The following is a 25,494-nucleotide window of genomic DNA, read 5'->3' on the forward strand; positions in this document are numbered from 1 at the left end:
GCTGGTCATCACTGACGAGCGGACGTGCCGGGGACGCGGATGCAATCCGAAGAGATCAATCCCTTGGTCTTTTGGCAGTCGCCCGGAATCCCAGGGGCAGTGACGGGCAGGCCCTTTGTGATCCGCACCGCCACTTCCCTGTTGAGCTGCAACAGGCGGGCAATCAGATCGAACTTGGGCGCGAAGCCATAGGCTTGGCGGACCGCGGCGTCGAGGGCTTTGTGGGCGTCCCGCAGAGCGCTCTTACCGCCTAATTCCAGGGTGCGATACAACTCGCGGATGCCATCGGTCGAACCCTTGACTAGCTTCTCGCGGACGGCCCGGACCTCGCGCGCGGTCTCGGCCACGGCCACAACCTGCCGCTCTGTCGGGGCCTGCGGCCAGGGGAAGGTCTCGAAGACCTCGCGCACGCCGTAACGCACGTCGGTCTCGATCTTCATCCGGGAGCTCTTGCGCCACCACTCACGGTGCGCCGCGCTCTGGAGAATGCCAAACGAATAATCGTCCGCAAACGCGAAGACCTGCACGAGGTCGCTCGGGACGATGTCGGTGGATACGAAAACCATGATCAGACGCCGACCGACGCGGGGGCAGCCCACGAATCGCTTCATCGCGTCGAGGCGAGCATCGAGCTCGTCACGCCGGTTCCATAGCTGCCACCAGCGATCGGCATGCTCCTTGCGCGCCTCGGCCATATCAGTGCCCTTGGCGGCCACGGCCTTGGCCAACACATCCTGACGCACACGGGCCTTGACGTGGTCGAATGCCCACTTGTACTTACTGGCCTCGAGCAACTCCATGTTCCGAAAGTCGATCACGTAGCGGTCTATCCCCTTGCCGTTGATGAGGTCACCACCCACGGACCACGGGCGAACGACGGGGCGCGAGGCCGCAGGCACGGCTGCTGCGGCCGCCGCGGTGAGGATGAAGCCCTCGTAGCCTTGTACCTTTCCTTGATAGCATTGCTTGGGCTTCTTGTTGACGGCGAGCGGCTGCTTTTGGGAGATATCCACGTCGCTGGAGAGCGACGAATAGATCTGCTCGACATCGGTGAAGCTCTCGAGTTCGCTGCGGTCGTCGTATTGCCAGAGGCGCCGGGTCTTCGGAAGCAGCGCCGGGTCCTTGGTCTTGACCCAATTGACGATTGCGACGTGGACCTGGGCCTCGCCGGACCAGGGTAGGTTGTCGGCCGCGTCGACGATCGCGCCGTTGTGCTCGACGATATAGTCGAGCCCGCCCTCCCGTGACTTCCCGTTGCGGACGTTCTGGGTGCCGACGAGTCCGGCGCGCCCGGTGAAGGGGTTTTCGGCGGTGGCCAACCCGAGGTGGGCGTGGGCCTTGCGAAACCAATAGACGCAATAGTCCGTCATGCCGCCGACGCCCTTGAAGGCGCTTCGGACCTGCTTGATGTATGCGTCGCCGCGCTCCGGCTTGAGGCGCTTGGCGCCAAGGAACGGCGGGTTACCGATGATGATGTCGGCCGGCGGCCACTCGACCGGGTCGCCCTCCGAGTCGATCAGGGCATCGCCAGCCCGAAAATTCGCGTCCAAGTTGTCGAGCGGCAGGGCGGGTTCGGACAGGCTGAGCTCGTCGATCGCCAGCTTGCGTGCGATCATCATCGTGGTCTTGGCCAGTTCGACCGCGAAGGGGTCTATGTCGAGGCCGTAGAATTGGGCCGCGTTGACGAATCCGAACTGGATCTGGCTCGTCGCCTTCTTGGAGGACAGCTCCGCGCGTCGTTCGATGAGCCGGCTCTCGAGGCGTTTCAGCTCACGGTAGGCGACGTAGAGGAAGTTCCCCGACCCACACGCCGGGTCCAGGATCCGCAGGCTCCACAACCTGGCGCGCAGCTCATCGAGTCGCTTCTGCGTCGTCGCGTTCTCGATAACCTCGCGCCACGGATCGATTATCGTTGGCCGGACGATGCGCATGATGTCGGCGGCGCTCGTGAAGTGGGCGCCGAATGCGTGCCGCTCCTCACGATCCATCGAGTGCTCGAAGATCGAGCCGAAGATCTCGGGACGAACCTGAGTCCAGTCTTTCGCCGCGGCGTCACACAGTAGCCCGACCTCGACCATCGTCAGCTCCAGCCGCGCCGGGGCGGCGAACAGGCCACCGTTGAAGTAGTCGACGCCCCTGTAGCGACCGCCAGAGGTGATCCCCCGGGTGTTCATCGCATCGAAGAGGCCGCCGATCAGGTCATATGAATCGGCGACCCTGGTGATATCGTTGAGCACCTTCGAAAACGTGTACTTAGGGAGCAGGCCGATGTCCTCCGAGAAGAGGGCGACGAGCGACTGCAGGATGAAGCGCTGGGCGGTCTGACGGGCGACGCCGCGGTGGGTCAGGCTGTTGAAGCACTGGGCGAGCAGGTCGGCGGCCTTGCGGGTGACGCCCTCGGTGTCGTGCTTGAACGTGGGGGCAGGGTTGTCCGGCTGCAGGAAGGCCAGCGCCCCGTGCCGCCTGGGGAGGTCCTTCAAGGTGACAATGTCCATCGGATCGTGGATCTGAGTGTCGAAGTCGTAGACCCAGAACTCATCGAAGTTGCAGAGCACGACCCAGCGGGGGCGGTGCGGGACGGCGTCGATCCAATAGTCGAAGGCCTGGGCCTGGTGCTTCTTCAGTGGCTCGCCCCGTTTCTTCATCTCGATGAGGACAACGGGCTTCCACATGTAGTCGGCGAAGGAGATCGCCTTGCCCTTGCGGCGGATCCGGGCCTCGAGCTTACCGCCGGCCTCGTGCACACCTCCAAGTCCGAACGCCTTGAAGAGGCGGTCGAGGAAGACCTGGGCCTCGCCCTTCTCGTCGCCTTCGATATGCTGGTCGGTCCACTGGACGAACTCGGCGAGGTCATTCGACAGCGTCATCTTGGCTCACCTGCGGGCGCGGACCATAGCACGATGACCGACTTGACACATCAGCGCTGACCCGCCGGCGCGTGGTATCCGGCGCTTGCGCATTTTGCGCGGATGATGGGAATTGGGGCCACGAGCGCGGTGGGTGAGGTGCGCCGGTGGTCAACGCCCCGTCCGCCTCCGCCACCACAGCAGCACCCCCCCGATCGCCAGCAACCCCACCCATTCCTCATACGGCCACAGCGGCCCGAGCCGCCCCCGCACCTTCGCCCAGCGCTCCTCGTTATCCGCCAGCGGCACGAAGGCCGCCCCCGCCGATAACCCGAGCCGCCCCAGCATATCCTCTGGCCATTGCCCGTGCGGCTCCATCGCGCATTCGACCTGTCGCATCACCCTCGCCTTCGCCCGCGAATCGAAGCGCTCCCGCCGGTCCGCCGGCACCTCCGTCCACGGCCCGGCGATCAATGCGACGCGCCGCGTCAGGATCACCGTCTGCGGGGTCGCGCCTGCATGCTCGCGGGCGAAGCGACGACACAGCGCCCGCGCGTGCCACAACCCCACCGGCCCCTCTCCCATGGCGAATGCGTCGACCTTGTCCTGCCGGCGATTCCACAGCGCCAGCGACCGCCCGCGAGCGGCCCCGTGGCGCTCGGTCTGCAGGTCGTGCTCCACGCCCTCCGCGTCGATCACCGTCGTCATCAGCGACCCACTGCCGCGGCCCACCGTCCCGAACATCGCCCAGAACTGCCGCATCCCCGTGAAGCGCAGCCACCACGCCGTCGGTCGCAGCGCCTCCCGCTGCAGCTCCTCGAGCCTGTCCCAGGTCGGCACCGCATACCCCGCCAGCGCGGTCAGCTGCACCGCGCACAGCGAGCCCGCCAGCACCCGCCCGAGCGGCCCGTACGCCCATGGCCCGAGGGACATGTCCTCACGGACAGCCCGCGCCGCACGCATCGCCACCACCAGCAACCCCACCCCCGTGACCAATACCACCAACCGCCAGCTCCACCCCGGCGCCCCGATCGCCAGCGCCGCCGCCCCGAGCCACAGGCACCCCGCCGTCCCCGCCCACGCCCACGCCGGCAGGCGCGCGTCGTCGTGATGCAGCTGCGGTAGCCTCGCGTCCTCGCACGGTATCACCGCACCCCCGCGCACACGCGCGACCCACCCAGCCACCTCCTCGCCGCGCACCATTGCGATACACAGCATCAGGGTCGCCACCGGGAACATCCCCACATTGATCAGCAGCATCAGCCCCGTCGTGAACCCAACCGCCCCGGCCAGCCACACCCGCCGCCCCAGCGTCCAACCCACCATCGCATCAAACCCGATCACCCGCCCGCGCACCCGCAACCCCAGCCGCAGCCGCGACCCGCCGAGCCACAGCAAGCCCACGACAATCCCCCCGGCGACCCACCAATCCATCGCCACGTCCCCGTACAGCCGCGGATGCTCCCCCGCGATCTCCCCCGCCAGCCACACCCCCACCGCCCCCACTGCCAGCCACAGCCAGCGAGCCCCCCGCGGCGCCCTGAGCCCCTCACGCTGCGCGAATCGCAGCACCAGTCCGAGCACCACCAGCGGAAACAGACTCTCCCACGTCCGCACAAACCACGTCATCCACCCGATCCCGGTCGGCGCCAGCCACACCGCCAGCGCCCGCGCGTCGAAGCGCGCCCAGTCCCCCTGCATCACATAATACAGCGCCGTATTATCGATCCAGGTCTGCCCCACCTTGTTCAACCCGTTGGCCCCGTACGCCAGGCCCACCTGCGCGATCACCAACAATCGCGGCCACGCCGGGATCCTGCGATAGATCGCCTCCAGCCCCTGCGGCCATGCCCCGCCCGGCGCCACCCCGGCCCCACCGCCCGGCCCGCCCACCACAGACAGCAGCCCCCGCGCCCGCAGCCGCCGACACCGCAGCCAGTTATCGACGCTGTACGCATACCCGCAGCGCGCCGCGGCCAGCATGAACAGCCCACAACAATACACCTGCTCCCCGCCCCAGAACGCCTCATTGCGCCGCAGCAGCCCGACATACAGCACCAGCGCCAACACCCCACAAACCCGCGTCTGCCACCCCACCAACAGCCCCACCAGCGCAATCATCAGCGCCGCCGACCACACATCGATCACGACCGGCGAGTCCCAGAAATGCAGCGGCGTCGCCGCCCCGGACCCGACATAATGCCACCACGCGGCCACCCCCTCAAACCCACCCTCACCATACCCCGCGAGCGCGTCCCGGGCCATGTACTCCCGCGCCCCCGCGCTCAGCAGCATCCCCTCATCGCTGAACAGCCACCGCCGCTCGAGCACCGGCTCCAGCACCCCCACGATCGCCACCAGCGTGAACCCGATCCGCAGCGCCGCCATCGCCCGCGGATCCTCGGCCCGCAGGAAGGCCCGCCGCAGCAGCTCGCGGTGCAGCACGACCAGCGCCAGCACCAGCGCGACGAACAGCCCCGCGAGCGCGACCATCACTCCACCGGCTCATCGAAGTGCACGGCCCAGTTGTACATCAGATACCCGTGCTGGCTCGGCGCCGTGTCCGAGTCGCGGAGGTTCCCTCGCGTCCCCGTCATCGGCCCCGCCGGCTGCCCGACCACGCCGGTGTGCGCATAACGGATCCGCCGGTTCCCCCCCACCGGCTCGCTCGCCAGGGTCACCCGCACCGTCGTGTCGTCGACCAGCACCACCTCCATGATCGCCGGCGGCATCCCGCTCGCGTCGGTATATTCGAAGCCGAAGTTGCCGGGGTTGCCCACCAGCACCTCGTCGAGCACCAGCGGCGGCGCCGGCACGTTGAAGCCGATCGTGATCACCGCCCCCTCGCGCACGATCGTCTGCGGCTGCACTGGCACCCAGCGCTCGCCGTCGATCAGCACCTTGCGGTACGCCTTCGCGTAATACTCCCCGAGCCAGCGCTCGCCGTCGCCGGTCAGGTGCACCCCGTCCGTGTACGGCATGAAGTACTTGGGCCCGACCACGAAGATCCGGTCCGGCCGGGCCTTCGCCGCCGCCAGCTGGGCCGCCGGGATCCGCGAGCTCGCGCCCCCGAACGCGGTCACGCTCGACATCTGACACAGGAACATCGGCAGCGGCGCCGCCACTCCGGTGATCACCCCCACGTCCGTCTCGTAGTCGTTCTGCCAGGCCAGCAGGTCGTCCGCGTAGGCCAGGTTGCCGCCGATATGGTCGCTCTCCCCGTGGATGATCGTCAGCCCCCGCACCGCGTAGCTCTGCCCCATCATCCCCGCGATCGTCAGCCCCGCGGTCACCTGCGCCATCCCGTTCGCGTAGGCCCCCGTCCCCTTCTTGAGCCCCGAATACGGCGTCCCACCGATCCCGTGCGCCGACGCGAGCATGACATACGACCCGCCCGCCTCCTGCGCCTGCGCCGCGAGGAGATTCGCCAGCCCGACGCGATCGTCTCGCCCTGGCTGCCGTCCCAGGTCTCGACCAGCGGAATGAAACCCGTCAGCCCGACCCCGCCCGCACGCACACCTGTATTGAAAGACAGGTTGGTAAACGGCTGCATATCGCTGACCACCGGCGAGGTCGCCCCGGTGCTCAGGCTCTGCCCGCTGATCAGCAGGTGATGGATCTCCGCCGCCACGCAGGCCCCGTACACACACGGCTGTCCCATCGGACAGGCCATGTCGCAGCCCCCGCAATGCGCCTCGTCATTGCCCGCGTCGACGCAGCTCTCCCCGCACAGCGTCTCGCCCTCGCCGCAGTCCGGCACGCAGCTCCCGGCCACGCAGGCCACCCCCGGCGCGCACGCGTGATCGCAGGCCCCGCAGTGTGCCGGGTCGATCTGCAGATCGCTGCAGTCCTCGCCGCACGCCACCGCCGACGCCCCGCACGCCACCCCGCACGCACCCGCCACACACACCAGCGAATCGCCGCAGCTCGCGTCGCAACCACCGCAGTGCTGCGGGTCATGCTGCGTGTCGACACAGACCCCCGCGCACAGCTCGAGCGGCGCCTGGCAACCCGCCCCCGTCGCTACCGTCGCAGGGGTCGCGCCCGTCGGGTCCGTCTCGCTCGTCGGCGCCGCGTCCGTCACTGCACCCGTCGCCGCGCTCGCCTCCGTGCTCGCCCCGGTCGACGCCCCCTCGCTGCCCTCCCCTGCGCCCCCGCAACCGAGCAGCAGCCCACACACCGTCCACGAGAGCCGATCGCCGCGTCGCATCCCGCCGTTATCCAGCCCGCGGCGCCGCGCCGCAAGCCTGTACAATCGCGCGATGCCTCGCCCCGGCTGCCAGGTCCTGCACGACTACCCGCGCCGCGCTCACCTCGAGTTCTACCGCCGCTACCCCGACCCCTTCTATTCGGTCACCTTCGACCTCGACGCCACCCTCCTGCGCAGCCGCCTGCGCGCCGCCGGCTTCTCGACCTACGCCGGCCTGTGCTGGGCCTTCCACCGCGCGCTGCACTCCGTCGAGGCCTTCCGCGTCCGCCTCGACGGCGACCAGATCGTCCGCCACGACGCGCTGCGCCTCGGCCTCACCGTCCCGGCCCCGCGCCGCACCTTCAACTTCACGACCCTGATCTGGGACCCCGATCCCGCCGTGTTCTTCCCGACCGCGGCCGAGGTCATGACCCGCGCCTCCGCCCACATCGATCTGCAAGACGGCGACGCCCCCGACTACGCCTATTACACCGCCCTCCCCCGCCTCCCCTTCACCGGCTTCACCCACGTGAAGCTGCCCGACCCCACCGCCGGCCAGCCCGAGATCGCCTTCGGCAAGTTCCGCGAGGACGGCGGCCGCACCCTCGTCCCCGTCGGCCTGCAGGTCAACCATCTCTACGTCGACGGCGCCGACCTCGGCGAACTCTTCGACGCCGCCACCTTGGCCTTCGCAGCCCCACTCTGATCCCGCGAGCGTGACGAGCTCCGCACGCCGCCACCTGACCCCGCGAGCGTGACGAGTTCGTCGACGCCGCCACCTTGGCCTTCGCGCGCCCGCCCGGACCTGGCATGCTGCGCGCGTGCTCGCCGTCCACCCCGAGTTCGCTGACCTCCGCCCGATCCCCGGCGTGTGCGAGGTCCACTGGCACCCGCCCGCCGCCACGACCACCGCGCCGACCCTGTTGATCGAGATCCCGCACGGCGCGACCCGTCCGCGCGACTACCACGATCTACGCATCCAGCTCCGCGGCGAACTGCCCGATCAGCTCGAGCACTTCTTCTTCGTCAACACCGACATCGGCGCCCCCGAGTGCGCCGACTGGCTGGCCCGCGCCCTCGCCGAACGCGGCCACGGCGTGCTCATCCTCCGCTGCGGCGTCCCCCGCACCTTCATCGACTGCAACCGCGTCGCCGCCGGTGCGGTCCCCGGTGTGATGGTCGACGGCCTCACCCCCGCGGTCGCCAGCTACATCAGCGACCCCGCCGACCAGCAGCTGCTCGCCGACCTCCACTTCCGCTACCACCAGCTCGTCGCCCGCGCCTACGAACAGGTGTGCGGCCGCGGCGGCCTCGCCCTCCAGCTCCACAGCTACGCCCCGCGATCGGTCGGCATCGACGCCATCGACGCCGACATCGTCCGCGCCCTCCACCGCGTCTACGAGCCCGAGCTCTACGCCACCTGGCCCGAGCGCCCGCAGGTCGACCTCATCAGCGCCGGCCCCGACGGCCGCGTCCTCGCCCACGCCGCCATGATCGCCGCGCTCCACGCCCACTACCCGGAGATCGGCGTCGAGGTCCGCGACAACGCCACCTACCACCTGCACCCTGCCACCATGGGCTACCACTACGCCGCCCGCTACCCGGGCCAGGTCCTCTGCGTCGAGATGCGCCGCGACCTCCTCGCCGACCCCTTCGTCCCCTTCGGCGAGTCGCCGATCAGCCCCGACAAGGTCGCCCGCATGACGACCCCCCTGCTCACCGCCGTCGCCGCCGCCCTCACCACTGGCTGATCCTCGTCGAGCTCATGCCCAAGACCACCGACCGCTGGGACATCTACGACGACACCCTCCCCTTCGCCGGCGCCAAATACGGCCCGCAGCGCGCCCGCATGGCCGCGATCGGCATCGGCGACGGCGGCCTGCTGATCGTCAGCCCCGGCGTGCCGATGTCCGACGCCGCATGGCATGAGCTCGCCAACCTCGGCGCCCCGCGCTTCCTGCTCGCGCCCAATCACTTCCACAACGCCGGCCTCGCCGCGTGGCAGGCCCGCTTCCCCGCGGCCACGATCGTCGCCCACCCGCGCGCCCAGGCCCGCCTGCGCAAGAAGCTCCCCGGCCTGTCGTCGCCGACCTCACCCCGCTCATCGCCGCCCTGCCGGACAACATCCGCGTGTTCAGCCCGCCGATGGCGAAGCAAGGCGAGACCTGGATCTCGATCGCAACCCAGCACGGCGTCGCGTGGTTCGTCACCGACGCCCTCGTCAACGAGGAGCGCCTACCCGGCGCCATGGGCCTGTTCATGCGCCTGATGGGCTTTCGCACCGGCCTCATGACCAACCCCTTCTTCAAGCGCCTCTTCCTCACCAACAAGGCCGCCTACAAGGCATGGATGCACGCCGAGCTCGAGCGCGATCGCCCGACCCTCTTCGTCCCCGCCCACGGCGCCGTGCTCCGCGGTCCCAACCTGGTCGACCGCCTGCGCGCCGCCACCGACGCCGCCTGAGTCAGGCACCTGTCAGCCCGTCCGACCGGCAGGTATAAACCTCGCCTCGCATGACCTCCCTCGCCACGCCGATCACCCTGCGCAGCGGCGCCACCGCCCGCAACCGCCTCGCCCTCGCCCCGCTCACCAACCAGCAGAGCCACCGCGACGGCACGATCTCCGGCGACGAGCACGCCTGGCTCGAGCGTCGCGCCGCCGGTGGTTTTGCGATCGTCGAGACCTGCGCCGCCCACGTCTCGCCGGACGGCCAGGGCTTCCCCGGCCAGCTCGGCGTGTGGGGCGATCACCAGCTCCCCGGGCTGCGCGCCCTCGCGGCCGCGATCGCCGGCCACGGCGCCCTCGGCCTGGTCCAGCTCTACCACGGCGGCGTGCGCTGCCCCTCCGCCCTCACCGGCCAGCAGCCGTGGAGCGCCAGCGCGTTCGACGAGCCCCGCCCCAACTTCGAACGCCCACGCCCCGCCACCCGCGCGGACCTGGGGCGCGTCCTCGCCGACTTCGTCGCCGCCGCCACCCGCTCCGCCGCCGCTGGCTTCCACGGCGTCGAGCTCCACGCCGCCCACGGCTACCTCTTCAGCCAGTTCCTCAGCAACACCATGAACCAGCGCAGCGACGAGTGGGGCGGCTCCCTGGCCAACCGCGCCCGCCTGCTCCGCGACGTCGCCCGCGCCGTGCGAGCCGCCTGCCCGCACCCCTTCACCGTCGGCGTGCGCCTCTCCCCGGAGGACTTCGGCCACGCCCGCGGCATCGACCTCGACGAGACGGTGCAGGTCGCCGCCTGGCTCGCCGAGGACGGCCTCGACTTCGTGCACGTCTCGCTGTGGGACGGCCGCAAGCACAGCCTCAAGTACCCCGATCGTCACCCGCTCCCGCCGTTTCGCGCCGCCCTCCCGCGCGACGTGGCGATCATCGCCGCCGGCAAGGTCTGGACCGCCGACGACGCCACCGCCCTCCTCGATCACGGCGCCGACCTGGTGGCGATCGGCCGCGCCGCGATCCTGAACCCCGACTGGCCGCGCCTGGCCCTCGCCGGCCCCTTCGAGCCCGAGCGCGGCCCGCTGACCCCCACCCAGCTGCGCGGGCTCGCGATCAGCGACACCTTCGTCGAGTACCTCCGCAACTTCCGCCTCGTCCGCGACGAGTGAGCAGCGATATCACCAATATCATCGCAGTTCCGCCTCGGATCGATATGTGAGCACTTCGACGCCGTCCGCCGTCACGCACAGCGTGTGCTCGAATTGAGCGCTCCACATCCCGTCGACCGTCACCGCCGTCCACCCGTCCGCGAGCACCCGCGTCTCGGGCCCGCCTTGGGTCAACATCGGCTCCACCGTGAACACCATCCCGGGCCTGAGGCGCAGCCCGGTGCCCGCGCGGCCCACGTGCGGCACCTGCGGCGCCTCGTGCATCTCGCGGCCGATCCCGTGCCCGCAGAACGCGTCGACCACCCCGAGCCCGGCCGGCCGCGCCACACCCACGATCGCCGCGCCGATGTCCCCGAGCCGCGCCCCCGGCCGCACCACCGCGATCGCGGCGACCAGCGCCGCCTCGGTCGCGTCGACCAGCGCGCGCACCGGCGCCGCCACGGCGCCGACACAGAAGGTCGCCGACGTGTCCCCATGATATCCCGCGATCTCCGTCGTCACGTCCACGTTGATGATGTCGCCCGCGCGCAGCTGCTCGTCCGCCCGCGGGACCCCGTGGCACACCACGGAGTTGCGGCTGGTGCACACGCTCGCCGGGAACCCGTGATACCCGAGCTGGCTCGGTCGGCCGCCGCGACGCGCCGTGTCCTCGCGGACCCAGGCGTCGATCTGCGCCGTCGTCACGCCCGGGGCCAGCCGGGCCCCGACCCACGCGAGCGTCGCCGCGGCCGCCCGCGACGCCACCCGGATCGCCGCGATCTCGCGCGGCCCATAGATCGTCACCGTCATCCCCGCAGCCTCGCCGCGCCGGCCCGCCGCGGTCCAATACCCGATCGATCTACCGGCGCTGCTCCGCGGTGCCGCGATACCTTCTCGATCTACCGCTTGCTCGCCCGCCCGACCGGCACGTACCCTGGGCGCGTGAGCCTCACCCAGCTGGGCTACTTCGTCGCCGTCGCCGAGGAGCAGCACATCAGCCGCGCCGCGCGTCGCCTGCACGTCTCGCAGCCGCCGCTCAGCCGCCAGATCCGCAGCCTCGAGGACGAGCTCGGCGCGCCGCTGTTCGAGCGGACCCCGCGGGGCGTCCGCCTGCTCCCCGCCGGCGAGCGCTTCCTCGGCCACGCGCGGGCGATCCTCGCCGCCGTCGCCGCCGCGCGTCACGCCGTCGCGGCCCCGCCACCTGTCCCTGCGGACAGGCCCTGATCGGCGCCGCTTCGACCACGCGCGCGCCGGCCCGCGGCGGGCTGGCCGGGCGAACGCAGTCGCTTCCCCAAGCTGGCGGCGCGGATCGTCCCCCCGGCGATCCTCACGCCTCCTTCTGCGCTCACAAGACCGACCCGCCGCGGACCTCGCAGATCTCTGCGGCGTGCCTCACACGCGCCAACGGGGAGCGATGATCACGACCCCGCACCGGCGCCTGCACCCCAAGGGTGACTAGACCGTGTCGGCGGCGTCGTCGTCGGGCTCGCCGTCGTTGTTGTCGTCGGCGTCGTCGGCGTCCGGAACGCCGTCGTTGTCGTCGTCCTCGTCCTCGTCGTCGTCCTCGCCGTCGTCGTCCTGGTCGTCCTTGTCGCCGTCATCCTCGGCGTCGGGCGTCCCGTCGTCGTCGTCGTCGGCGTCGTCCTTGTCCTCTTCGCCGTCGTTGTCGTCGTCCGCGTCCTCGTCGTCGTTCTCGCCGTCGTCGTCGACGTCGTCCTTGTCCTCGTCGTCGTCCTTGTCGTCGACGCCGTCGTCGTCGTCGTCGTTGTCCTTGTCATCGTTGACGCCGTCGTTGTCGTCGTCCGCGTCCTCGGGATCGAGGAGACCGTCGCCGTCGCGGTCCGTGACCGCGCCGTTGCTATTGTCATCACATCCAGCGGTGCCGAGGGCGAGCGCGGCGAACATCGCAAGGGTCAAGGTCCGGATCATCATGTCTGTCAGTGCCTCCGCAACCCAGGTGCCCGCTCCCCGCCCGGCGTTACAGAAATTTTGTCGCCCCCTCCCCGATCGCCGCGGACACCCGACCTGCCGCGCCCCATCGCCCACGCGAGGCCGTGGTGTTACCCTCCGCGCCCGCATGACCGACCTCGCCCCCACGCCCGTGCAGCTCGGCCCCTGGCGCCCACGCCTCGCCGCCTGGTCGGGCCTCGGGCTCGTGATCGAGGCCCTCGAGCACAACGGCGGCCTGCCCACCCCAGTCAACTACGTCGACGATGTCCTGCTGCGCGAGCCGCAGCGCGAGCCCTTCCTCGCCCTCATCGACCACGCCGGCCTGGTCGTGTGCAAGCAGGTCGGCGCCGACCACCCGACCCACCGCGAGGTCCGCGGCCGATCGAGCCGCGGCCGCCTGAGCCAGGGCGAGTACTACCACCACGACGGCTGCTCCGGCCCCGTGAAGCCCCGCGTGGTCGAGATCCGCTGCCCCCATCAAGCCACCCCGCGCCACATCGCCACCGCCATCGCCCCCTTCCCCGCCAGCGTGCACGCCATGCTGCACGAGCTCCCCGCCGCCCTCGTCACCGCCGAGCTCGCCCCCTGGCACGCCCTCACCCTCGCCGGCGGCGAAGTCCCGCTGGCCGACTGCGACCTGGTCCAGGGCCTGCTCAATCGCACGATCCGCCGCGACCTCGACGCCGAGTCGGCCCGCGCCTACTTCCGCGCCGTCGACCTGCGCGCCGGCGCCTACCGCGAGCCGTGGAGCTTCGGCGAGAGCCGCTTCATCGCCAACCGCAACCCCGGCCGCACCATGCAGCACCGCCGCGCCTATCTCGACCTTCACAGCGGCGGCCAACAAAACGGCCACCTGCTCAAGCGCTGGCCCGCCGAGGAGGCCTGAGGAGGCCTGACGCCCCCGCGGCGGCCCGCGGAGATGCCGTGCGAGCTGCCAGGCCGCGCCCGCACCGCTGGTAGACTGCGTGCAGGTCTCGCTGCTAGCTTCGCGGCCCCTGGATTGGCCATGGGAAGTAGGGAGGGCGGGACATGATGAGCAACAATGGACGAAACCTGCGCACGAGCGGCGCGCTGGCGTGGACCCTGATCGCGGGCCTCGCGGGCGCGTGCGGCGACAGCGGCACGAGCACCAGCGACGTGTCGACCACCGGCGTCGACACCGGAGCGATGACCACCACCGGCGCGGCGACCACCACCGGCGTCACCCCGACCACGAGCGGGGACAGCAGCGGCGATCCCGGCACCGGGTCCGTGAGCGGCACGACCACCGACGCGAGCACGAGCGGCGCCGAGTCGAGCAGCTCGGGCGTACCCGAGACGAGCTCGACCACCGAGCCCCCGCTGTGCGGCAACGGCATGCTCGACGACGCCGAGGTCTGTGACGACGGCGTCAACGACGGCGGCTACGACGGCTGCGCCCCCGACTGCAGCGCCTTCGGCCCGAACTGCGGCGACGCCGAGGTCAACGGGGCCGAGGGCTGCGACGACGGCAACGACGTCGACGACGACGAATGCACCAACGCCTGCACCCTGCCCGGCTGCGGCGACAGCATCGTGCAGATGGGCGAGGCCTGCGACGACGGCAACGACGTCGAGACCGACATGTGCCTCGGCACCTGCGTCCTGGCCAAGTGCGGCGACGCGGTCGTGCAGGAGGGCGTCGAGCCCTGCGACGACGGCAACATGGTCGAGACCGACGCCTGCCTCGCCACCTGCGTGGCCGCCTCCTGCGGCGACAAATTCGTGCAGGAGGGCGTCGAGACCTGCGACGACGGCGTCAACGACGGCGGCTACGGCGGCTGCGCCAAGGACTGCAAGGCCAAGGGCCCGTACTGCGGCGACAAGCTCGTCAACGGCCCGGAGCAGTGCGACGACGGCAACATGGTCGACAACGACGCCTGCAGCAACACCTGCACCGCGCCGGTCAACGTCACCTTCACCAACTGCGGCCAGACCCTCGAGAACGGGCCGAGCCAGGCCCAGTGCAACGCCGCCTATCCGATCGGCAACCAGCTGAACGGCAAGGTCACCGTCACCGCCGGCATCCAGAGCTGGACCGTGCCGACGACCGGCACCTACCGCATCGAGGCCTGGGGCGCCGAGGGCGGCACGCAGCAGCCCTACGGAGCGGGTGGCAAGGGCGCCCACGTCCGCGGCGACATCATGCTCACCCAGGGCGACGTGCTCAAGATCCTGGTCGGCCAGATGGGCAAGACCGGCACCGCCTACGACGTCGGCGGCGGCGGCGGGACCTTCGTCGTCAAGACGATGGGCAACACGCCGCTGGTCGTCGCGGGCGGCGGCGGAGCGCCTGGCAACTGCGGCGCGGGCAACATCCCGGCGCAGAACGGCAAGGGCGCCGACGGCAACGGCAACGGCGGCGGCAGCGGCAACATGGGCGGCTGGTGCGGCTGCGGCGGCGACGGCAGCGGCGGCGGCGGCTTCAACACCAACGGCGGCGGCGACGGCGGCAAGGCCTTCGTCAACGGCGGCAAGGGGGCCGACACCGAGCGCCCCGGCCAGTGCGTCGACTCGGGCCTCGGCGGCTTCGGTGGCGGCGGCAACGGTGGCAACGGCGGCCCGGGCGGCGGCGGCTACCAGGGCGGCGACGCCGGCGGTTCGGGCACCAACGTGCCCTACGGCACCGGCGGCAAGTCGTACACGACCGGCGCCAACAAGATCCAGGAGGACGGCATCCAGACCAGCCACGGCAAGGTCACGATCGTGAAGCTGTGACCGCGTGAGAGTGTGACAGTGGGCGCCCGCGTCCGGCCCGCGCCGCGACGCGGGCCCGCACCGCGAGCGGCGTGCGCGCGCTCCCCGGCCCGCTCCGGCCCGATATGTCAAGACATCGACGCGACCCGGCAACACCGAGCAATCCGATATGCTCGGAGATCCACCTGTGCGCGAATCAGTCGCCGTCACGCCCCCTGCCGCCCGCGCGGGCGCCGTGCTATGGCGGAGGGGAGCGAGCACCCGCGTGACCCACGACGACACGACCCCCTGGTGGCTGGGCGAAGCACTCACGGTGGGCTCGCAGGGCCTGACCCTCGACGGTGTACCCCTGGCCAGCGTCGTCGCGCGGCACGGCACCCCCCTCTACGTCTACGGCGCGACGACCGTGCGACGACGCCTCGCCCAGCTGCGCGACGCGCTGGGCACGACCGGCATCCCCTACCGCATCCACTACGCGATGAAGGCCAACCGCTTCCCGCCGCTGCTGGCGCTCGTGCGCGCCGAGGGCGACGTGGCGATCGACGCCTGCTCCCCCTCTGAGGTGAGCGCAGCGCTGGCCAGCGGCTTTCGACCCGATGAGATCTCGGTCACCGCGAGCATGCTCTCGCGGCGCGACCTCGCCGTGTTCGCCGAGCAACGGCCGCACCTGAACCTCGACACCCGGTCGGCGCTGCGGCGCTGGTGCGAGACCCCCGGCCACGCGCCGCGCGTCGGTCTGCGCATCGACCCCGGCGTGGCGGTCGGCTGGGGCGACGAGCCGAAGCTGCGCTACGGCAACAGCAAGTTCGGCCTCGACAGCGAGGCCCTCCTCGACACCGTCGCCGATGCCCAGAGTCTGGGCCTCGAGGTCGACACCCTGCACGTCCACGTCGGCTGGGGCCTGCAGACCAACGCGGCGCCGCTGCTCGCCCAGGTCTACGATCGCCTGGCCGCGTGGGCGCGCCAGATCCCGACGCTGCGGGTCCTGAACGTCGGCGGCGGCCTGTGCTCGCAGCAACGACCCGAGGACCGGCCGCTCCCGCTCCAGCTGTGGGCGAGGCTGCTGCGCGACCACCTCGGCCCGGTGTGCCGCGACCGCGGGCTGACGATCGCCTGCGAGCCCGGCACCTTCGTCGTGGCCGCCGCGGGCGTGCTGGTCGCCGAGATCAACACCATCGAGACGCGGGCGAGCGGGACCTGGGTCGGCCTCGACACCGGCCACAACGCCAACATGTACGCCGCCCACTACGGCATCCCGCTGGCCATCGTCCCGGTCCACCGCCCCCTCGATCCACCCGCGGGCCCGGTCCACGTCGCCGGCAACCTCAACGAGGCCAACGACATGTTCGCCCGCGACCTGCAGCTGCCCGCCCTGGGCGAGGGCGACCTCGTCGCGCTGTGGCCGGCCGGAGCCTACGGCGCGGCCATGGCGAGCAATCACTGCATGCGCGGGCTCCCGACCGAAGTGCTGATATAGGCGGCCATGCGGATCTGCGTCCTCACGTCCTCCTACGCGCGCTCCAGCTCGGAGTTTCGCGAGGTCGACCCCCTCCTCGATCCGAGCCCGTGGCTCCCCGATCACACTGTGGTGCACCGTCCGCTGCACAAGGCGACCGCCGCATCTACCATCCGCGAGCTCGCCCGCGAGGGCTTCGATCTGTTCATCAACCTCTGCGACGGCACCATATACGAGGACGTCGCGGGGCCCGAGGTCGTGCAGGAGCTCGAGCGCCAGCACCAGGCCTTCACCGGCGCCAGCTCGGACTTCTACGACCCCTCGCGCCAGGCCCTCAAGCAGGCCTGCGAGCGCATCGGCGCCGACACCCCGCACTACTTCGTCGCCGAGCAGCTGGCCGATGTGCCCCGCGCCGCCGCGCGCCTGCGCTTCCCGCTGATCGTCAAGCCCGGCAACGGCTACGGCAGCGTCGGCATCGCCCCGAGCTCACGCGTCGAGACCCCCGAGGCCCTGCACGCCCAGGTCGCCAGTATCCTGCCCATATTCCAGATCGCGCTGATCGAGGAATTCATCGCGGGCCGCGAATTCAACGTCCTGGTCGCCGAGAGCATCGACGACAGCGGCCCGCCGCAGGTGTATGCTCCCGTCGAGGTCGGATTCCCGGCCCACGAGAGCTTCCTGCACTTCGATCTGAAGTGGCGTGAATACCGGCACATGGCCGCCCTCCCGGTCACCGACGCCGCCCTCGCCGCCCGCCTCGAGCAGCTCGGCCAGCGCCTCTTCACCGCCAGCAAGGGCTCGGGGTATTGCCGCCTCGACGTGCGCATGGACGCCGACGGGCGGCTCTTCGTCCTCGACATCAACCCCAACGCCAGCCTGTTCTACCCCCCCGATCAATTCGGGTTCGCTGACAGCAGCCTCGCGCAGGACCCCGCCGGCCACCGCGGCTTCCTGGCCCACATCATGGCCTGCGCCCTGCGCCGCCAGCAGCGCGAGCGCCCGACGTTCAAGCTCGAGTACGACCCCGCGACCGGCCACGGCCTCGTCGCCGCGCGAGACATCGCCGCCGGCGAGATCGTGCGGGCGCGCGAGCAGCAGGCGCACCACCTCGTCAGCCGCGCCCACGCCGAGCGCGGTTGGCACGCTGAGCAGCTCGCGTGGTCTCGCCGCCATGCGCAGCCGATCAGCGACGACCTGTTCATCACCTGGCCCGCCGACCCCGAGGGCTGGTTGCCGGTCCAGCACTCCTGCGATCCCAACCTCTGGTTCTCGGGCCTCGACTGGGTCGCGCGGCGACCGATCGACCGCAACCAGGCCCTCACCCTCGACTACGCGACCTGCGGCGCCCTCGAGAGCTTCGCATGCCGCTGCGGGACCACCGTGTGCCGCGGCGTCGTCCGCCCCGACGATCACCTCGCCGCGTGGGCCGTCGCGCGCTACGGCGACCACGTCACCGACTACGTGCGACGCGCCCGGGCGGGCGCTCCGCGGCCCTGATCGCCGCCGGTGTGCGGCACTATCCGGCGTCGGTGCACACAAACGAGCCCTTCTCGATGCAGTTGCTCTCGTACCAGCGACCCTCGCGGAGGAACACGCAGTCGAACCAGTCGAGCTGATGCGAGGGCTCGCCGTTGGCCCAGAGCGAGAAGGTCGGCGCGCTGCCATCGCTCCAGCGGTAGACGTTCTCGTCGACGCGATCGTCGAGGCCGATGGCCCAGCGCCCCCCATCCAGCGCCGCGGCGGCCGCCCACACCGCGTCGCTCTGCTCCTGGCTGGCGAAGTGGGCCAATACGTGGCCCTGAGCGGCGCAGAAGGTCCGGGCCTCAAGCCAGGTGATCCGATTGTGGCACAGGTAAAAGGTCTGGCCCTCGTGGCTGAGCGACGGGCAAGCGCAGCTGGGCACGTCGTCGACGAAGCCGCTGCAGTCGTTGTCGATCCCGTCGCAGAGCTCCTCGGCGTCGGGGTTGATCGTGGGATCCGCCTCGTCGCAGTCCTGAAAGCAGGGCCCAAAGCCGTCATGATCCGCGTCGGGCTCGACGCCCTCGACCAGGCAATCGAGCTGGGGCTCGAGCTCGTCGGCCCGCCCAGTGATGAAGTCGAGCGAGCGAGCCCGACTCGACTCGACCGCCTCCGTCGAGTAGGGCTTCCTCGGGTCCGAGCGCATCGCCGCGTCCGTGAGCGCGATGACGGCAGCGACCTCGGCCTCGAAGTCGATACCCCGCAGACGAGTCAGCGCCGCCTGCGAGGCGATGACGTAGTCGACCAGGCAGCGCCGCTCGTGCAGGCACTTGTAGCCGAGGTAGCCCTCGTGTTCGAAGGGGGTCACGCGGCGGGCGAGCGCCTGGTCGAGGCTCCAGGGCTGGTAGCTCCACAGATCCAGAGTGGGCTCGTGATAGATGAAGAAGTTGTGGCCGCCCATGTGCCCGTCGAAGTGGCCGACGATCGCCTCGCCGGCCAGAAACGCGAGGAAGCGCGGCATGTCGACCATGGCCTCGGCGCCGTAGAACACCGCCGTGCCGTCCTGGAGGGCCAGCTGCGAGAACGCCTTCAGATCCTCGCGGCTCAGGTCCTCGCCCTCGTCCTGATCCCAGGCCTCGAGGCTCCCGTCGAGATCGGCGCTCTGGTCAGATTCGTACAAGTTGCCGCCGGGGTCGGCGTAGACGCGATCGAGGAAGGCGTCGTCGTAGGGCTCGAGGCTGAGGTAGAGCCCGTACTCCTCGTCGTTGACCCACAGCTGCGCGAAGCCGGCCCGCGGCGCCGGGACCTCGAGCGCCTGGAACACCCGATAGCTGATCCACTCGCGCAGCATCGACGAGTCGACCACCATGCTGTTAAAGACGAGGCCCTCCAGGCCGAGAAAGCGCTGGCTGGCCACGAACTTGTTGAACTTGAGCTTGAACGACGGCTTCTCGTCCAGCGGCCGAAACGAGTGGTTGCCCTTGAGCCGGACACCAACGTTGGCGTAGACGACCCCGCCATGCTCGACGCTGCAGGGGACCCACTCCTTGGGCTCCAGCTCCAGCGCCGCCCACGAGGCCGCGTCGAGGTGGATCTTGAAGGTCGCCAGGCCAGCGAGGGAGAACAGGTCGTCGGCGGTGAGCGCCGGCTCGGGCACCGGCTCGGGCTCGGGCTCGGGCTCGGCGCCGACGGCAGGCGAGTGCTCCGCGCAGGCGGGCGAGGACGCGAGCACGAGCGCGACGAGCAGCGCCCCGCCGCGGCGCGAGCGGCCGACGGCGGGCGGGCTCGGGCCCTGCTGCACGAGGTCCATGCTGCCGTGATAGCGTGATCCGCCAGACCTCGCCACCGCCCTGCAGATCTTGCGAGCTTGCCGATCCCACCGCGACTCCCCGGCCCCTGTTAGGATGCGTCATGGCCTGTTCTGGGCGGCCCGTGCTGCGCGTGCTCCTCGTCCTGCTCGCGCCCGCGTGCGGCACGGCTCCAACCGACGATGCCACCGGGGGCGCTTCGAGCAGCGGTGGCGGCACGACCTCGGACGGCGGCCCCGACCCCGGCCTCTGCGCGCCGACCACGGTCCCCGTGCTCGCGGGCCCCGGTGCGCGGCAGCTCGAGCGGGTGGCCACGCGCGAGGCCATCCCAGGCCTCGCCGATCAGCCGACCGTCCACGGTCAGGCCCTCGGCACCCTCTTCGCCTTCGATGGGCGCCTGCACCTCGGCTACGGCGACTACGACGCCAACACCGGGCCGATCGCCATGTCCGCCTGGGACCCGCTCGCCGCCGCCTTCATCGATCTCGGGACGCTACCCGCCGAGGAGGTGCTGTGGTTTCGCCAGGGCGAGGGCACCCTCTACTCCCCGGCCATCGACCCCGACGGCCACCAGGAGTCGGGCGGGGTCTATCGCCTCGACTGCGGGGCCGCGGCCTGGCACGTCGGCGCGCCCATCCCCGGCGCCGTCCACGTCCACGACGTCGCCGTGCAAGGTGCTGCGATCTACGCGGGCACGGGCTCGCTGACCGGTCAGCCGGCCCTGCTCATGGCCTCGCAGGATCACGGCCAGAGCTGGACCGAGCTGCTCCGACGCGACAGCGCGCCCGATCGCTTTTCTCGCTTCTACTACGTCGGCGCCACGCCCGAGCAGCTTTTCGTCAGCGGCCGCGACTACCCGTCGCCGGGGACCAGCTTCGCCTGGTTGCGGCAAGGACAGGGCGACTTCCAGGCGCTCAACGATCCCCCCGGCGGCTTTCTCGTGCCGATCGTACTCGGCGACGCGATGGTGGTCACGGCATTCGCCGGCACCCCCGGACGCAGCGACGACCTGGCCACCTATCGCGTCGACGCCGGCGCATTCGTGGTCGACTCGCTCTGGCCCGCGCTCCCCGGCGGCGAGGCCACGCTGGTCGCATGGGGGCCTGACTCGGACCCCGGGCGCCTGCTCGTTCTCATGCGCGGCGCCGACGGCAGCGCCAGCGTCCAGCGCACCGATGATCTGAGCGTCGGCGCCGGAGCCTGGGACGAGCTCGCCGCGCTCGCGCCCCGGCCGACCGACGAGTACATGTCGATGGCCCTGCTGCGCAACGACCTCTATCTGGGCACGCGCCTCGGCGCGCTCTATGCCCTGCGTGAGCTCGATCGGCCGCGGCCGTGACCGACGCGGCACCGCGACCCCTGTTGCGCCACCTGTCTCTCCAGACAGCCCTCCCGAGCTCCGCGCGGATCTGCCCGATCGCCCGTGCGGCCTGACACGCCACCTTGCCGCGCTGTCGCAGGTACACGCGACAGATCGACGCCGGTCCGGTCTAGCCTGGCCTGCCATGCAACCCGGATCTGTACGAGCCACCCAGGGCTGGACGCGCCAGGAGACGCAGATGCCAGGCATGGGCCCGACCCTGCTCGAGCCCGGTCGCGAAGCGGCCACCCCCGCGGCGACCACAGTGACCCCCGGCCGCCCACGCACCGTCTCCGTGCTCCCCAACGTGCACATGGCGGCCGGCGGAGAGGTCACGCTCAGCCACAGCGACGCCGAACGCTACCGTGTCCTCGGCGTCCTCGGCGAGGGCGGCATGGGGGTCGTCGAGCGCGCCGAGGACCTCGACATCGGTCGTCCCGTGGCGATCAAGCGCCTGCTGCCCGAGGCCAGCCACGCCCTCGGCATCGCCCGCTTCGTCAGCGAGATCCGCATCGTCGGCAGCCTGGACCACCCCAACGTCGTCCCGATCCACGACGTCGGCGTCGACCCCGACGGCCGCTACTTCTTCGTCATGAAGTATGTCGAGGGTCAGACCCTCGGCGATATCATCGATCGCCTCGCCGCCGGCGACCCGGCCGCGACCGCATTCTGGAGCTACGAGCGCCGCGCCGAGCTCATGATCGCCGTCCTCCAGGCCCTCGACTACGCGCACGAGCGCGGCGTCATCCACCGCGACATCAAGCCCGAGAACATCATGGTCGGCAGCCACGGCGAGGTCCGCCTGATGGACTGGGGCATCGCCCGCAGGATCGGCGAGCCCGACCCCGGCGAGGGCACCGGCCTCATCGGCACCCCCGCATACATGTCGCCCGAGCAGGCCGCCTGCGCCGAGCTCGACGCCCGCAGCGACCTCTACTCCGCCGCCGTCACCCTCCACGAGCTCATGGGCCTGCGCCACTACCTCGCCCACCGCGCCGACTCGATGTTCGGCCTGATCGAGGCCGTGCAGAGCGAGACCATCGACCTGTTCGGCGGCGACACCCACCTCCCGCCCGAGATGCGCCACATCTGCACCCGCGGCATGGCCAAGGACCCCGCCCTGCGCCACCAGACCGCCGCCGAGATGATCGCCGAGCTCCGCGGCTACATCGACGGCACCTTCCACGTGAAGTGCGTCTTCACCCTGACCAAGCGGGCCCTTCGGGGCAGCGGCCGCTTCGTCGACCGCCGCCCCTTCGTCGCCATCGGCCTGGTCGCCGCCCAGACCGGCCTCTCGCTGTTCGGCGCCGTCGCCCTGATCTACATGCTCATCGCCTGAGCCCTCAATTGTCGAGCGCGCCCGCCTCGATCCACGCTCGCAGCTTGGCGACCAGCGGGTCTGGCAGCAGCGTCGGCGCGTTGAAGGGCATGTGGTGGACGGCCACGCCGTCGCCGTTCTGTGGCTCGCACTCGGCCAGCAGCCGGTACAGCCAGCTCGCCTCGGGGTCGCCCGCGGCGACCAGCGCGAGGTCGGTCTTGGCGAACACCGTATGGTCGATGAGGCGCGCGCCGAGACCCGCCGCGGTCTGGAGGTCGAGGCCGGCAGCCGGCCCGTTGGCGTCGTGGCATGACGAGAAGATGCAGCTCGGGGCGAAGATCGCGTCGCGCACGCTGGTCAGCGTGACCGGCAGGTCTGGCTCCGCCGCCGACGCGCTGTCGACACACTTCTTGGTCGGCTCGAGGTCGACGTCGCCGGGGTCGGTCGGCGGGACGTACAGCGGCGCCTCCTTCTCCGCGGCCGTCGGCGGCGACTGGGCCGGGTTCTTGGCCACGGTGTAGTTGCTGCACTCGGCCTCGCTCAGCAGGACCTCGCCGTCGACGCCGACCAGCTTCGATCCCTCCATCACGCGCGACTCGATCATCACCCGCGAGTCGACGAGCCCGAGCATCATGCACATCTCGCCGTCGCCGGTGCCGAAGCCGATGTCGCTGCCGGTCCAGTTGTTGTAGCCGCACGCGAAGCGCAGGCCGTCGGCGCCGCTGAGGTCGACCGGCGGGTCGAAGGCCTTGCCGTTGGCGCCGCCGTTGAAGCCGTCGAGCTCGAACAGGACCTCGCCGTCGCGTGCGCCGCCGAGGATCTGCAGGCCGAAGTACTCCCCAAAGTAGTGGTAATGCGGGAGCACGTAGTAGAGCTTCACGTCGAAGGGCTTGTGGATCGCATCCTCGTAGGTCGAGGCGAACGAGCAGTCGCCGGTGAAGCGGCTGTGCTTGCCGGCCGGGATGGCGAGGTCGTGGTAATCGAGGTGCATCGGCGCCAGCACGGCGTCGACCTCGCGCGGATGAACGATGCCGAGCGCCATGCGCAGCTCGGAGTCGTACGCGCCGCTGCCGATGTTGAGAACGTGGGTGCGGGCGATCACCTTGTGACGTGGAGGGATCTTGATCACCGCGCCGGCCGGGAGGGTCATCAGCTCCTCGCGTGACTGCGTCGACTGGGCGAACACCACCGTGCCCTCGATCGCGGCCGTGATCTCCACATAGCCGCGGTCCTCGCAATTGAAGAAGCCGTCCTCGCCGGCGAACACCTCCTCCGGCACCGCGAACCAGTTGCTGTGGTGAAACCCGCCGTCGTTGACCAGCGTCACCGCGTTGACGTAGATCGCCTCCGCGTTGTCCAGCGTCCACTGCGCGCACGGCTCGATCTCGAGGTACGGCGCCATCGCGTAGGCCCCGAAGCTGTGGACCACCGTCGCGGTCTCGGGGCCACCGTCGCCGGTGGTGCTGCCCGCCGCGTCGGTGGTCGGCGTGCCGGTGGCACCCGTGGTGGCGGCGACCTCCGTCGCCGCGGTCGTGCCCCCGACCTCGCCGTCACCGGGAGACGGGTCGGGGCGACAGGCGGAGGTGAGGGCCAGGGCGACCCACAGGCGGCGATGCACGAGGTCCTGCTGCACGCCGCACAGCATAGACGATCGCGGCGTCTGGGCGCGCGTGAGGCCTTGCACGCAATCGGCGCGCGCCGCCTCGGGCCCCCCACCCTCCGCAGCGCCTCAGAACTGGTTCCACGGGCGTCAACGGCGACCGGGTGTGCGGGCAGCTCCGGCGATGCTGGTGACGGTGAGGCCTGGCAGGCTGGCGCGCCGCGCGAGCAGACAGCAACCTGGGCGCGGAGCCATCTGCAGCCTGTGGTGATGCTGCGCTCGAGGACGGCGGCCTCGATCTTGTTGCGTCGGTGTCGCACGGAGTCGCTAGCGGTGAGACCGGCATGCTCGATCCACAGCACGACCCACACGTTCCTGGCGAGCGCCTCGCGAGTCCGCGACCAGTCCTCGTCGCGCTCCTGGCGGGCGGCGCCGATGAGGCCGGCGACGGTGTCACGAACCTTCGTGGTGACGATCTCTGCGAGGGGGCGACCCTCGTCGGCGAGCTTCTTTCGCGTCGAGGCGTGGGTCTCGCTGTTGCGGTAGTCCTTCACCTCGATGAGGTAGATCGCTGATTGTCGGTCGCGGACACCGACGAAATCGACGGCTCGTGAGCCCGGGACCTGGTCGCGTAATGCGCGGTACACCGATTCGGCGTCCCAGTGGCGGAAGACCGTCCAGCCCGGGTCGAAGGTGAAGTCGAGGTAGCCTTCCCGAAGGGTGCGAGGATCAGCCACGCTTCTTGGTCCTCTTAGCGGCGGGCTTCTTCGCGGTCGCGGGTAATTCTCTTTGGCGTGGACTTCTTCGCGGGAGGCCGCTTGGTGGTCGACTTCTTGGTCGGCGTGACGATCGGCTCGCTCCGCATCGCGCGTTCGCTGTAGGCTCGCTCTTCGTCGTAGTAGCGGGCGAACTCGTCGAGGATCGCGTTGTGTTCGATGTCGACGAGGGTCGTCGCGGCCTCGACCTCGACGGGGGCTCCTGGCTCGGGCCGGTACAGGGAGAAGAAGCGGATCGGCACCGCGGGCTCGATGTGGTGCTCCGCGGGTTGGGAGAGGCGGGGGATGAGCAGAAAGTCGTGGCTGGCGAGGAACACCTGGACGCCGGCGCGCGCGAGGGCACGGACGAAGAGGACCAACTGCGCGACGAGGCGGGGGTTGAGGCTCGCCTCGGGCTCGTCGAAGAACACGACGGAATCGCGGGTGAGGGCGCC

At 70.6% G+C, this 25,494-nt stretch carries 21 protein-coding genes; 12 read left to right on the forward strand and 9 right to left on the reverse strand.

From position 1 onward, the window contains the following. Positions 1-8: 8 nt before the first annotated feature. From IPJ59_RS30845 to IPJ59_RS38325, 4 genes are all read right to left on the reverse strand, one after another. Entirely contained in the window at positions 9-2,867 is a 2,859-nt protein-coding gene (locus IPJ59_RS30845; RefSeq protein ID WP_293274607.1) for a DNA methyltransferase, read from the reverse strand. A gap of 150 nt (positions 2,868-3,017) precedes the next feature. Next, a complete protein-coding gene (locus tag IPJ59_RS30850; RefSeq protein ID WP_293274609.1) occupies positions 3,018-5,339 on the reverse strand; it encodes a hypothetical protein in 2,322 nt (773 codons plus the stop codon). Continuing rightward, positions 5,339-6,226: a hypothetical protein gene (locus IPJ59_RS30855; protein ID WP_293274611.1), complete on the reverse strand. Its 888-nt coding sequence runs from the start codon at positions 6,224-6,226 to the stop codon at positions 5,339-5,341. Before IPJ59_RS30855 ends, IPJ59_RS30850 begins: the two co-directional genes overlap by 1 nt. Beyond that, complete coding sequence (locus IPJ59_RS38325; protein ID WP_366524724.1) at positions 6,136-7,056, reverse strand: MXAN_6577-like cysteine-rich protein; 921 nt, start codon at positions 7,054-7,056, stop codon at positions 6,136-6,138. The genes IPJ59_RS30855 and IPJ59_RS38325 overlap by 91 nt, the downstream gene beginning before the upstream one ends. A 52-nt stretch (positions 7,057-7,108) precedes the next feature. On the opposite strand from IPJ59_RS38325, the gene IPJ59_RS30860 reads away from it, so the two are divergent. The 5 genes from IPJ59_RS30860 to IPJ59_RS30880 all read left to right on the forward strand — a co-directional run bounded on the left by IPJ59_RS30860 (position 7,109) and on the right by IPJ59_RS30880 (position 10,640). Continuing rightward, entirely contained in the window at positions 7,109-7,741 is a 633-nt protein-coding gene (locus IPJ59_RS30860; protein ID WP_293251825.1) for a CatA-like O-acetyltransferase, read from the forward strand. Positions 7,742-7,856: 115 nt separating this feature from the next. After that, complete coding sequence (locus IPJ59_RS30865) at positions 7,857-8,786, forward strand: N-formylglutamate amidohydrolase (RefSeq protein WP_293251823.1); 930 nt, start codon at positions 7,857-7,859, stop codon at positions 8,784-8,786. A 14-nt stretch (positions 8,787-8,800) separates the two neighbouring features. Next, a complete protein-coding gene (locus IPJ59_RS30870; protein WP_293274613.1) occupies positions 8,801-9,304 on the forward strand; it encodes a hypothetical protein in 504 nt (167 codons plus the stop codon). Further along, complete coding sequence (locus tag IPJ59_RS30875; protein ID WP_293274614.1) at positions 9,283-9,498, forward strand: hypothetical protein; 216 nt, start codon at positions 9,283-9,285, stop codon at positions 9,496-9,498. The genes IPJ59_RS30870 and IPJ59_RS30875 overlap by 22 nt, the downstream gene beginning before the upstream one ends. Before the next feature lie 50 nt (positions 9,499-9,548). Further along, complete coding sequence (locus tag IPJ59_RS30880; protein WP_293274616.1) at positions 9,549-10,640, forward strand: NADH:flavin oxidoreductase; 1,092 nt, start codon at positions 9,549-9,551, stop codon at positions 10,638-10,640. A gap of 18 nt (positions 10,641-10,658) precedes the next feature. On the opposite strand, the gene map is transcribed toward IPJ59_RS30880, so the two are convergent. Then, positions 10,659-11,429, reverse strand: a complete 771-nt coding sequence (gene map, locus IPJ59_RS30885) for a type I methionyl aminopeptidase (protein WP_293251820.1) — start codon at positions 11,427-11,429, stop codon at positions 10,659-10,661. Between the two features lie 132 nt (positions 11,430-11,561). Between map and IPJ59_RS30890 the strand changes: the two genes are divergently transcribed. Beyond that, on the forward strand, positions 11,562-11,843 hold the full coding sequence (locus IPJ59_RS30890; protein ID WP_293251818.1) for a LysR family transcriptional regulator: 282 nt from the start codon (positions 11,562-11,564) through the stop codon (positions 11,841-11,843). A 231-nt stretch (positions 11,844-12,074) separates the two neighbouring features. Here the strand turns inward: IPJ59_RS30890 and IPJ59_RS30895 are convergent, their stop codons facing one another. Next, positions 12,075-12,524 carry a hypothetical protein gene (locus IPJ59_RS30895; protein WP_293251816.1) on the reverse strand — a complete coding sequence of 150 codons (450 nt, stop codon included), beginning with the start codon at positions 12,522-12,524 and terminating at the stop codon, positions 12,075-12,077. A 172-nt stretch (positions 12,525-12,696) separates the two neighbouring features. Between IPJ59_RS30895 and IPJ59_RS30900 the strand changes: the two genes are divergently transcribed. From IPJ59_RS30900 to IPJ59_RS30915, 4 genes are all read left to right on the forward strand, one after another. After that, on the forward strand, positions 12,697-13,455 hold the full coding sequence (locus IPJ59_RS30900; protein ID WP_293274618.1) for a hypothetical protein: 759 nt from the start codon (positions 12,697-12,699) through the stop codon (positions 13,453-13,455). Between the two features lie 143 nt (positions 13,456-13,598). Then, positions 13,599-15,305: a DUF4215 domain-containing protein gene (locus IPJ59_RS30905; RefSeq protein ID WP_293274619.1), complete on the forward strand. Its 1,707-nt coding sequence runs from the start codon at positions 13,599-13,601 to the stop codon at positions 15,303-15,305. 244 nt (positions 15,306-15,549) lie between these two features. After that, on the forward strand, positions 15,550-16,761 hold the full coding sequence (locus IPJ59_RS30910) for a type III PLP-dependent enzyme domain-containing protein (RefSeq protein WP_293251813.1): 1,212 nt from the start codon (positions 15,550-15,552) through the stop codon (positions 16,759-16,761). A gap of 6 nt (positions 16,762-16,767) precedes the next feature. Further along, positions 16,768-18,237 carry an SET domain-containing protein-lysine N-methyltransferase gene (locus tag IPJ59_RS30915; protein WP_293274620.1) on the forward strand — a complete coding sequence of 490 codons (1,470 nt, stop codon included), beginning with the start codon at positions 16,768-16,770 and terminating at the stop codon, positions 18,235-18,237. A 19-nt stretch (positions 18,238-18,256) separates the two neighbouring features. Here IPJ59_RS30915 and IPJ59_RS30920 read toward each other — a convergent pair whose 3' ends face one another. Beyond that, positions 18,257-20,008: a CotH kinase family protein gene (locus tag IPJ59_RS30920; protein ID WP_293274622.1), complete on the reverse strand. Its 1,752-nt coding sequence runs from the start codon at positions 20,006-20,008 to the stop codon at positions 18,257-18,259. 101 nt (positions 20,009-20,109) lie between these two features. Here IPJ59_RS30920 and IPJ59_RS30925 point away from each other — a divergent pair, with 101 nt between their 5' ends. Both IPJ59_RS30925 and IPJ59_RS30930 read left to right on the forward strand, forming a co-directional pair. Further along, complete coding sequence (locus tag IPJ59_RS30925) at positions 20,110-21,345, forward strand: hypothetical protein (RefSeq protein ID WP_293251808.1); 1,236 nt, start codon at positions 20,110-20,112, stop codon at positions 21,343-21,345. A gap of 166 nt (positions 21,346-21,511) precedes the next feature. After that, positions 21,512-22,705 carry a serine/threonine-protein kinase gene (locus tag IPJ59_RS30930; protein WP_293251807.1) on the forward strand — a complete coding sequence of 398 codons (1,194 nt, stop codon included), beginning with the start codon at positions 21,512-21,514 and terminating at the stop codon, positions 22,703-22,705. Positions 22,706-22,709: 4 nt separating this feature from the next. Here the strand turns inward: IPJ59_RS30930 and IPJ59_RS30935 are convergent, their stop codons facing one another. Then, positions 22,710-24,317 (reverse strand): hypothetical protein, encoded by a 1,608-nt coding sequence (locus IPJ59_RS30935; protein ID WP_293274624.1) that lies wholly within the window; start codon positions 24,315-24,317, stop codon positions 22,710-22,712. 718 nt (positions 24,318-25,035) lie between these two features. Further along, the coding region (locus IPJ59_RS30940) for an AAA family ATPase (protein ID WP_293274626.1) at positions 25,036-25,494 on the reverse strand (459 nt) is incomplete at its 5' end.

Source organism: Nannocystis sp., from assembly GCF_016714285.1.
Taxonomy (GTDB): domain Bacteria; phylum Myxococcota_A; class Polyangia; order Nannocystales; family Nannocystaceae; genus Nannocystis.

Bases quoted from the DNA above. Each gene is read 5' to 3' on its own strand.
- IPJ59_RS30845 (WP_293274607.1), bottom strand. From the start codon at position 2,867: ATGACGCTGTCGAATGACCTCGCCGAGTTCGTCCAGTGGACCGACCAG.
- IPJ59_RS30850 (WP_293274609.1), bottom strand. From the start codon at position 5,339: ATGGTCGCGCTCGCGGGGCTGTTCGTCGCGCTGGTGCTGGCGCTGGTC.
- IPJ59_RS30855 (WP_293274611.1), bottom strand. From the start codon at position 6,226: ATGCTCGCGTCGGCGCACGGGATCGGTGGGACGCCGTATTCGGGGCTC.
- IPJ59_RS38325 (WP_366524724.1), bottom strand. From the start codon at position 7,056: ATGCGACGCGGCGATCGGCTCTCGTGGACGGTGTGTGGGCTGCTGCTC.
- IPJ59_RS30860 (WP_293251825.1), top strand. From the start codon at position 7,109: ATGCCTCGCCCCGGCTGCCAGGTCCTGCACGACTACCCGCGCCGCGCT.
- IPJ59_RS30870 (WP_293274613.1), top strand. From the start codon at position 8,801: ATGCCCAAGACCACCGACCGCTGGGACATCTACGACGACACCCTCCCC.
- IPJ59_RS30875 (WP_293274614.1), top strand. From the start codon at position 9,283: ATGGGCCTGTTCATGCGCCTGATGGGCTTTCGCACCGGCCTCATGACC.
- IPJ59_RS30880 (WP_293274616.1), top strand. From the start codon at position 9,549: ATGACCTCCCTCGCCACGCCGATCACCCTGCGCAGCGGCGCCACCGCC.
- map (WP_293251820.1), bottom strand. From the start codon at position 11,429: ATGACGGTGACGATCTATGGGCCGCGCGAGATCGCGGCGATCCGGGTG.
- IPJ59_RS30895 (WP_293251816.1), bottom strand. From the start codon at position 12,524: ATGTTCGCCGCGCTCGCCCTCGGCACCGCTGGATGTGATGACAATAGC.
- IPJ59_RS30900 (WP_293274618.1), top strand. From the start codon at position 12,697: ATGACCGACCTCGCCCCCACGCCCGTGCAGCTCGGCCCCTGGCGCCCA.
- IPJ59_RS30905 (WP_293274619.1), top strand. From the start codon at position 13,599: ATGATGAGCAACAATGGACGAAACCTGCGCACGAGCGGCGCGCTGGCG.
- IPJ59_RS30915 (WP_293274620.1), top strand. From the start codon at position 16,768: ATGCGGATCTGCGTCCTCACGTCCTCCTACGCGCGCTCCAGCTCGGAG.
- IPJ59_RS30920 (WP_293274622.1), bottom strand. From the start codon at position 20,008: ATGGACCTCGTGCAGCAGGGCCCGAGCCCGCCCGCCGTCGGCCGCTCG.
- IPJ59_RS30925 (WP_293251808.1), top strand. From the start codon at position 20,110: ATGGCCTGTTCTGGGCGGCCCGTGCTGCGCGTGCTCCTCGTCCTGCTC.
- IPJ59_RS30930 (WP_293251807.1), top strand. From the start codon at position 21,512: ATGCAACCCGGATCTGTACGAGCCACCCAGGGCTGGACGCGCCAGGAG.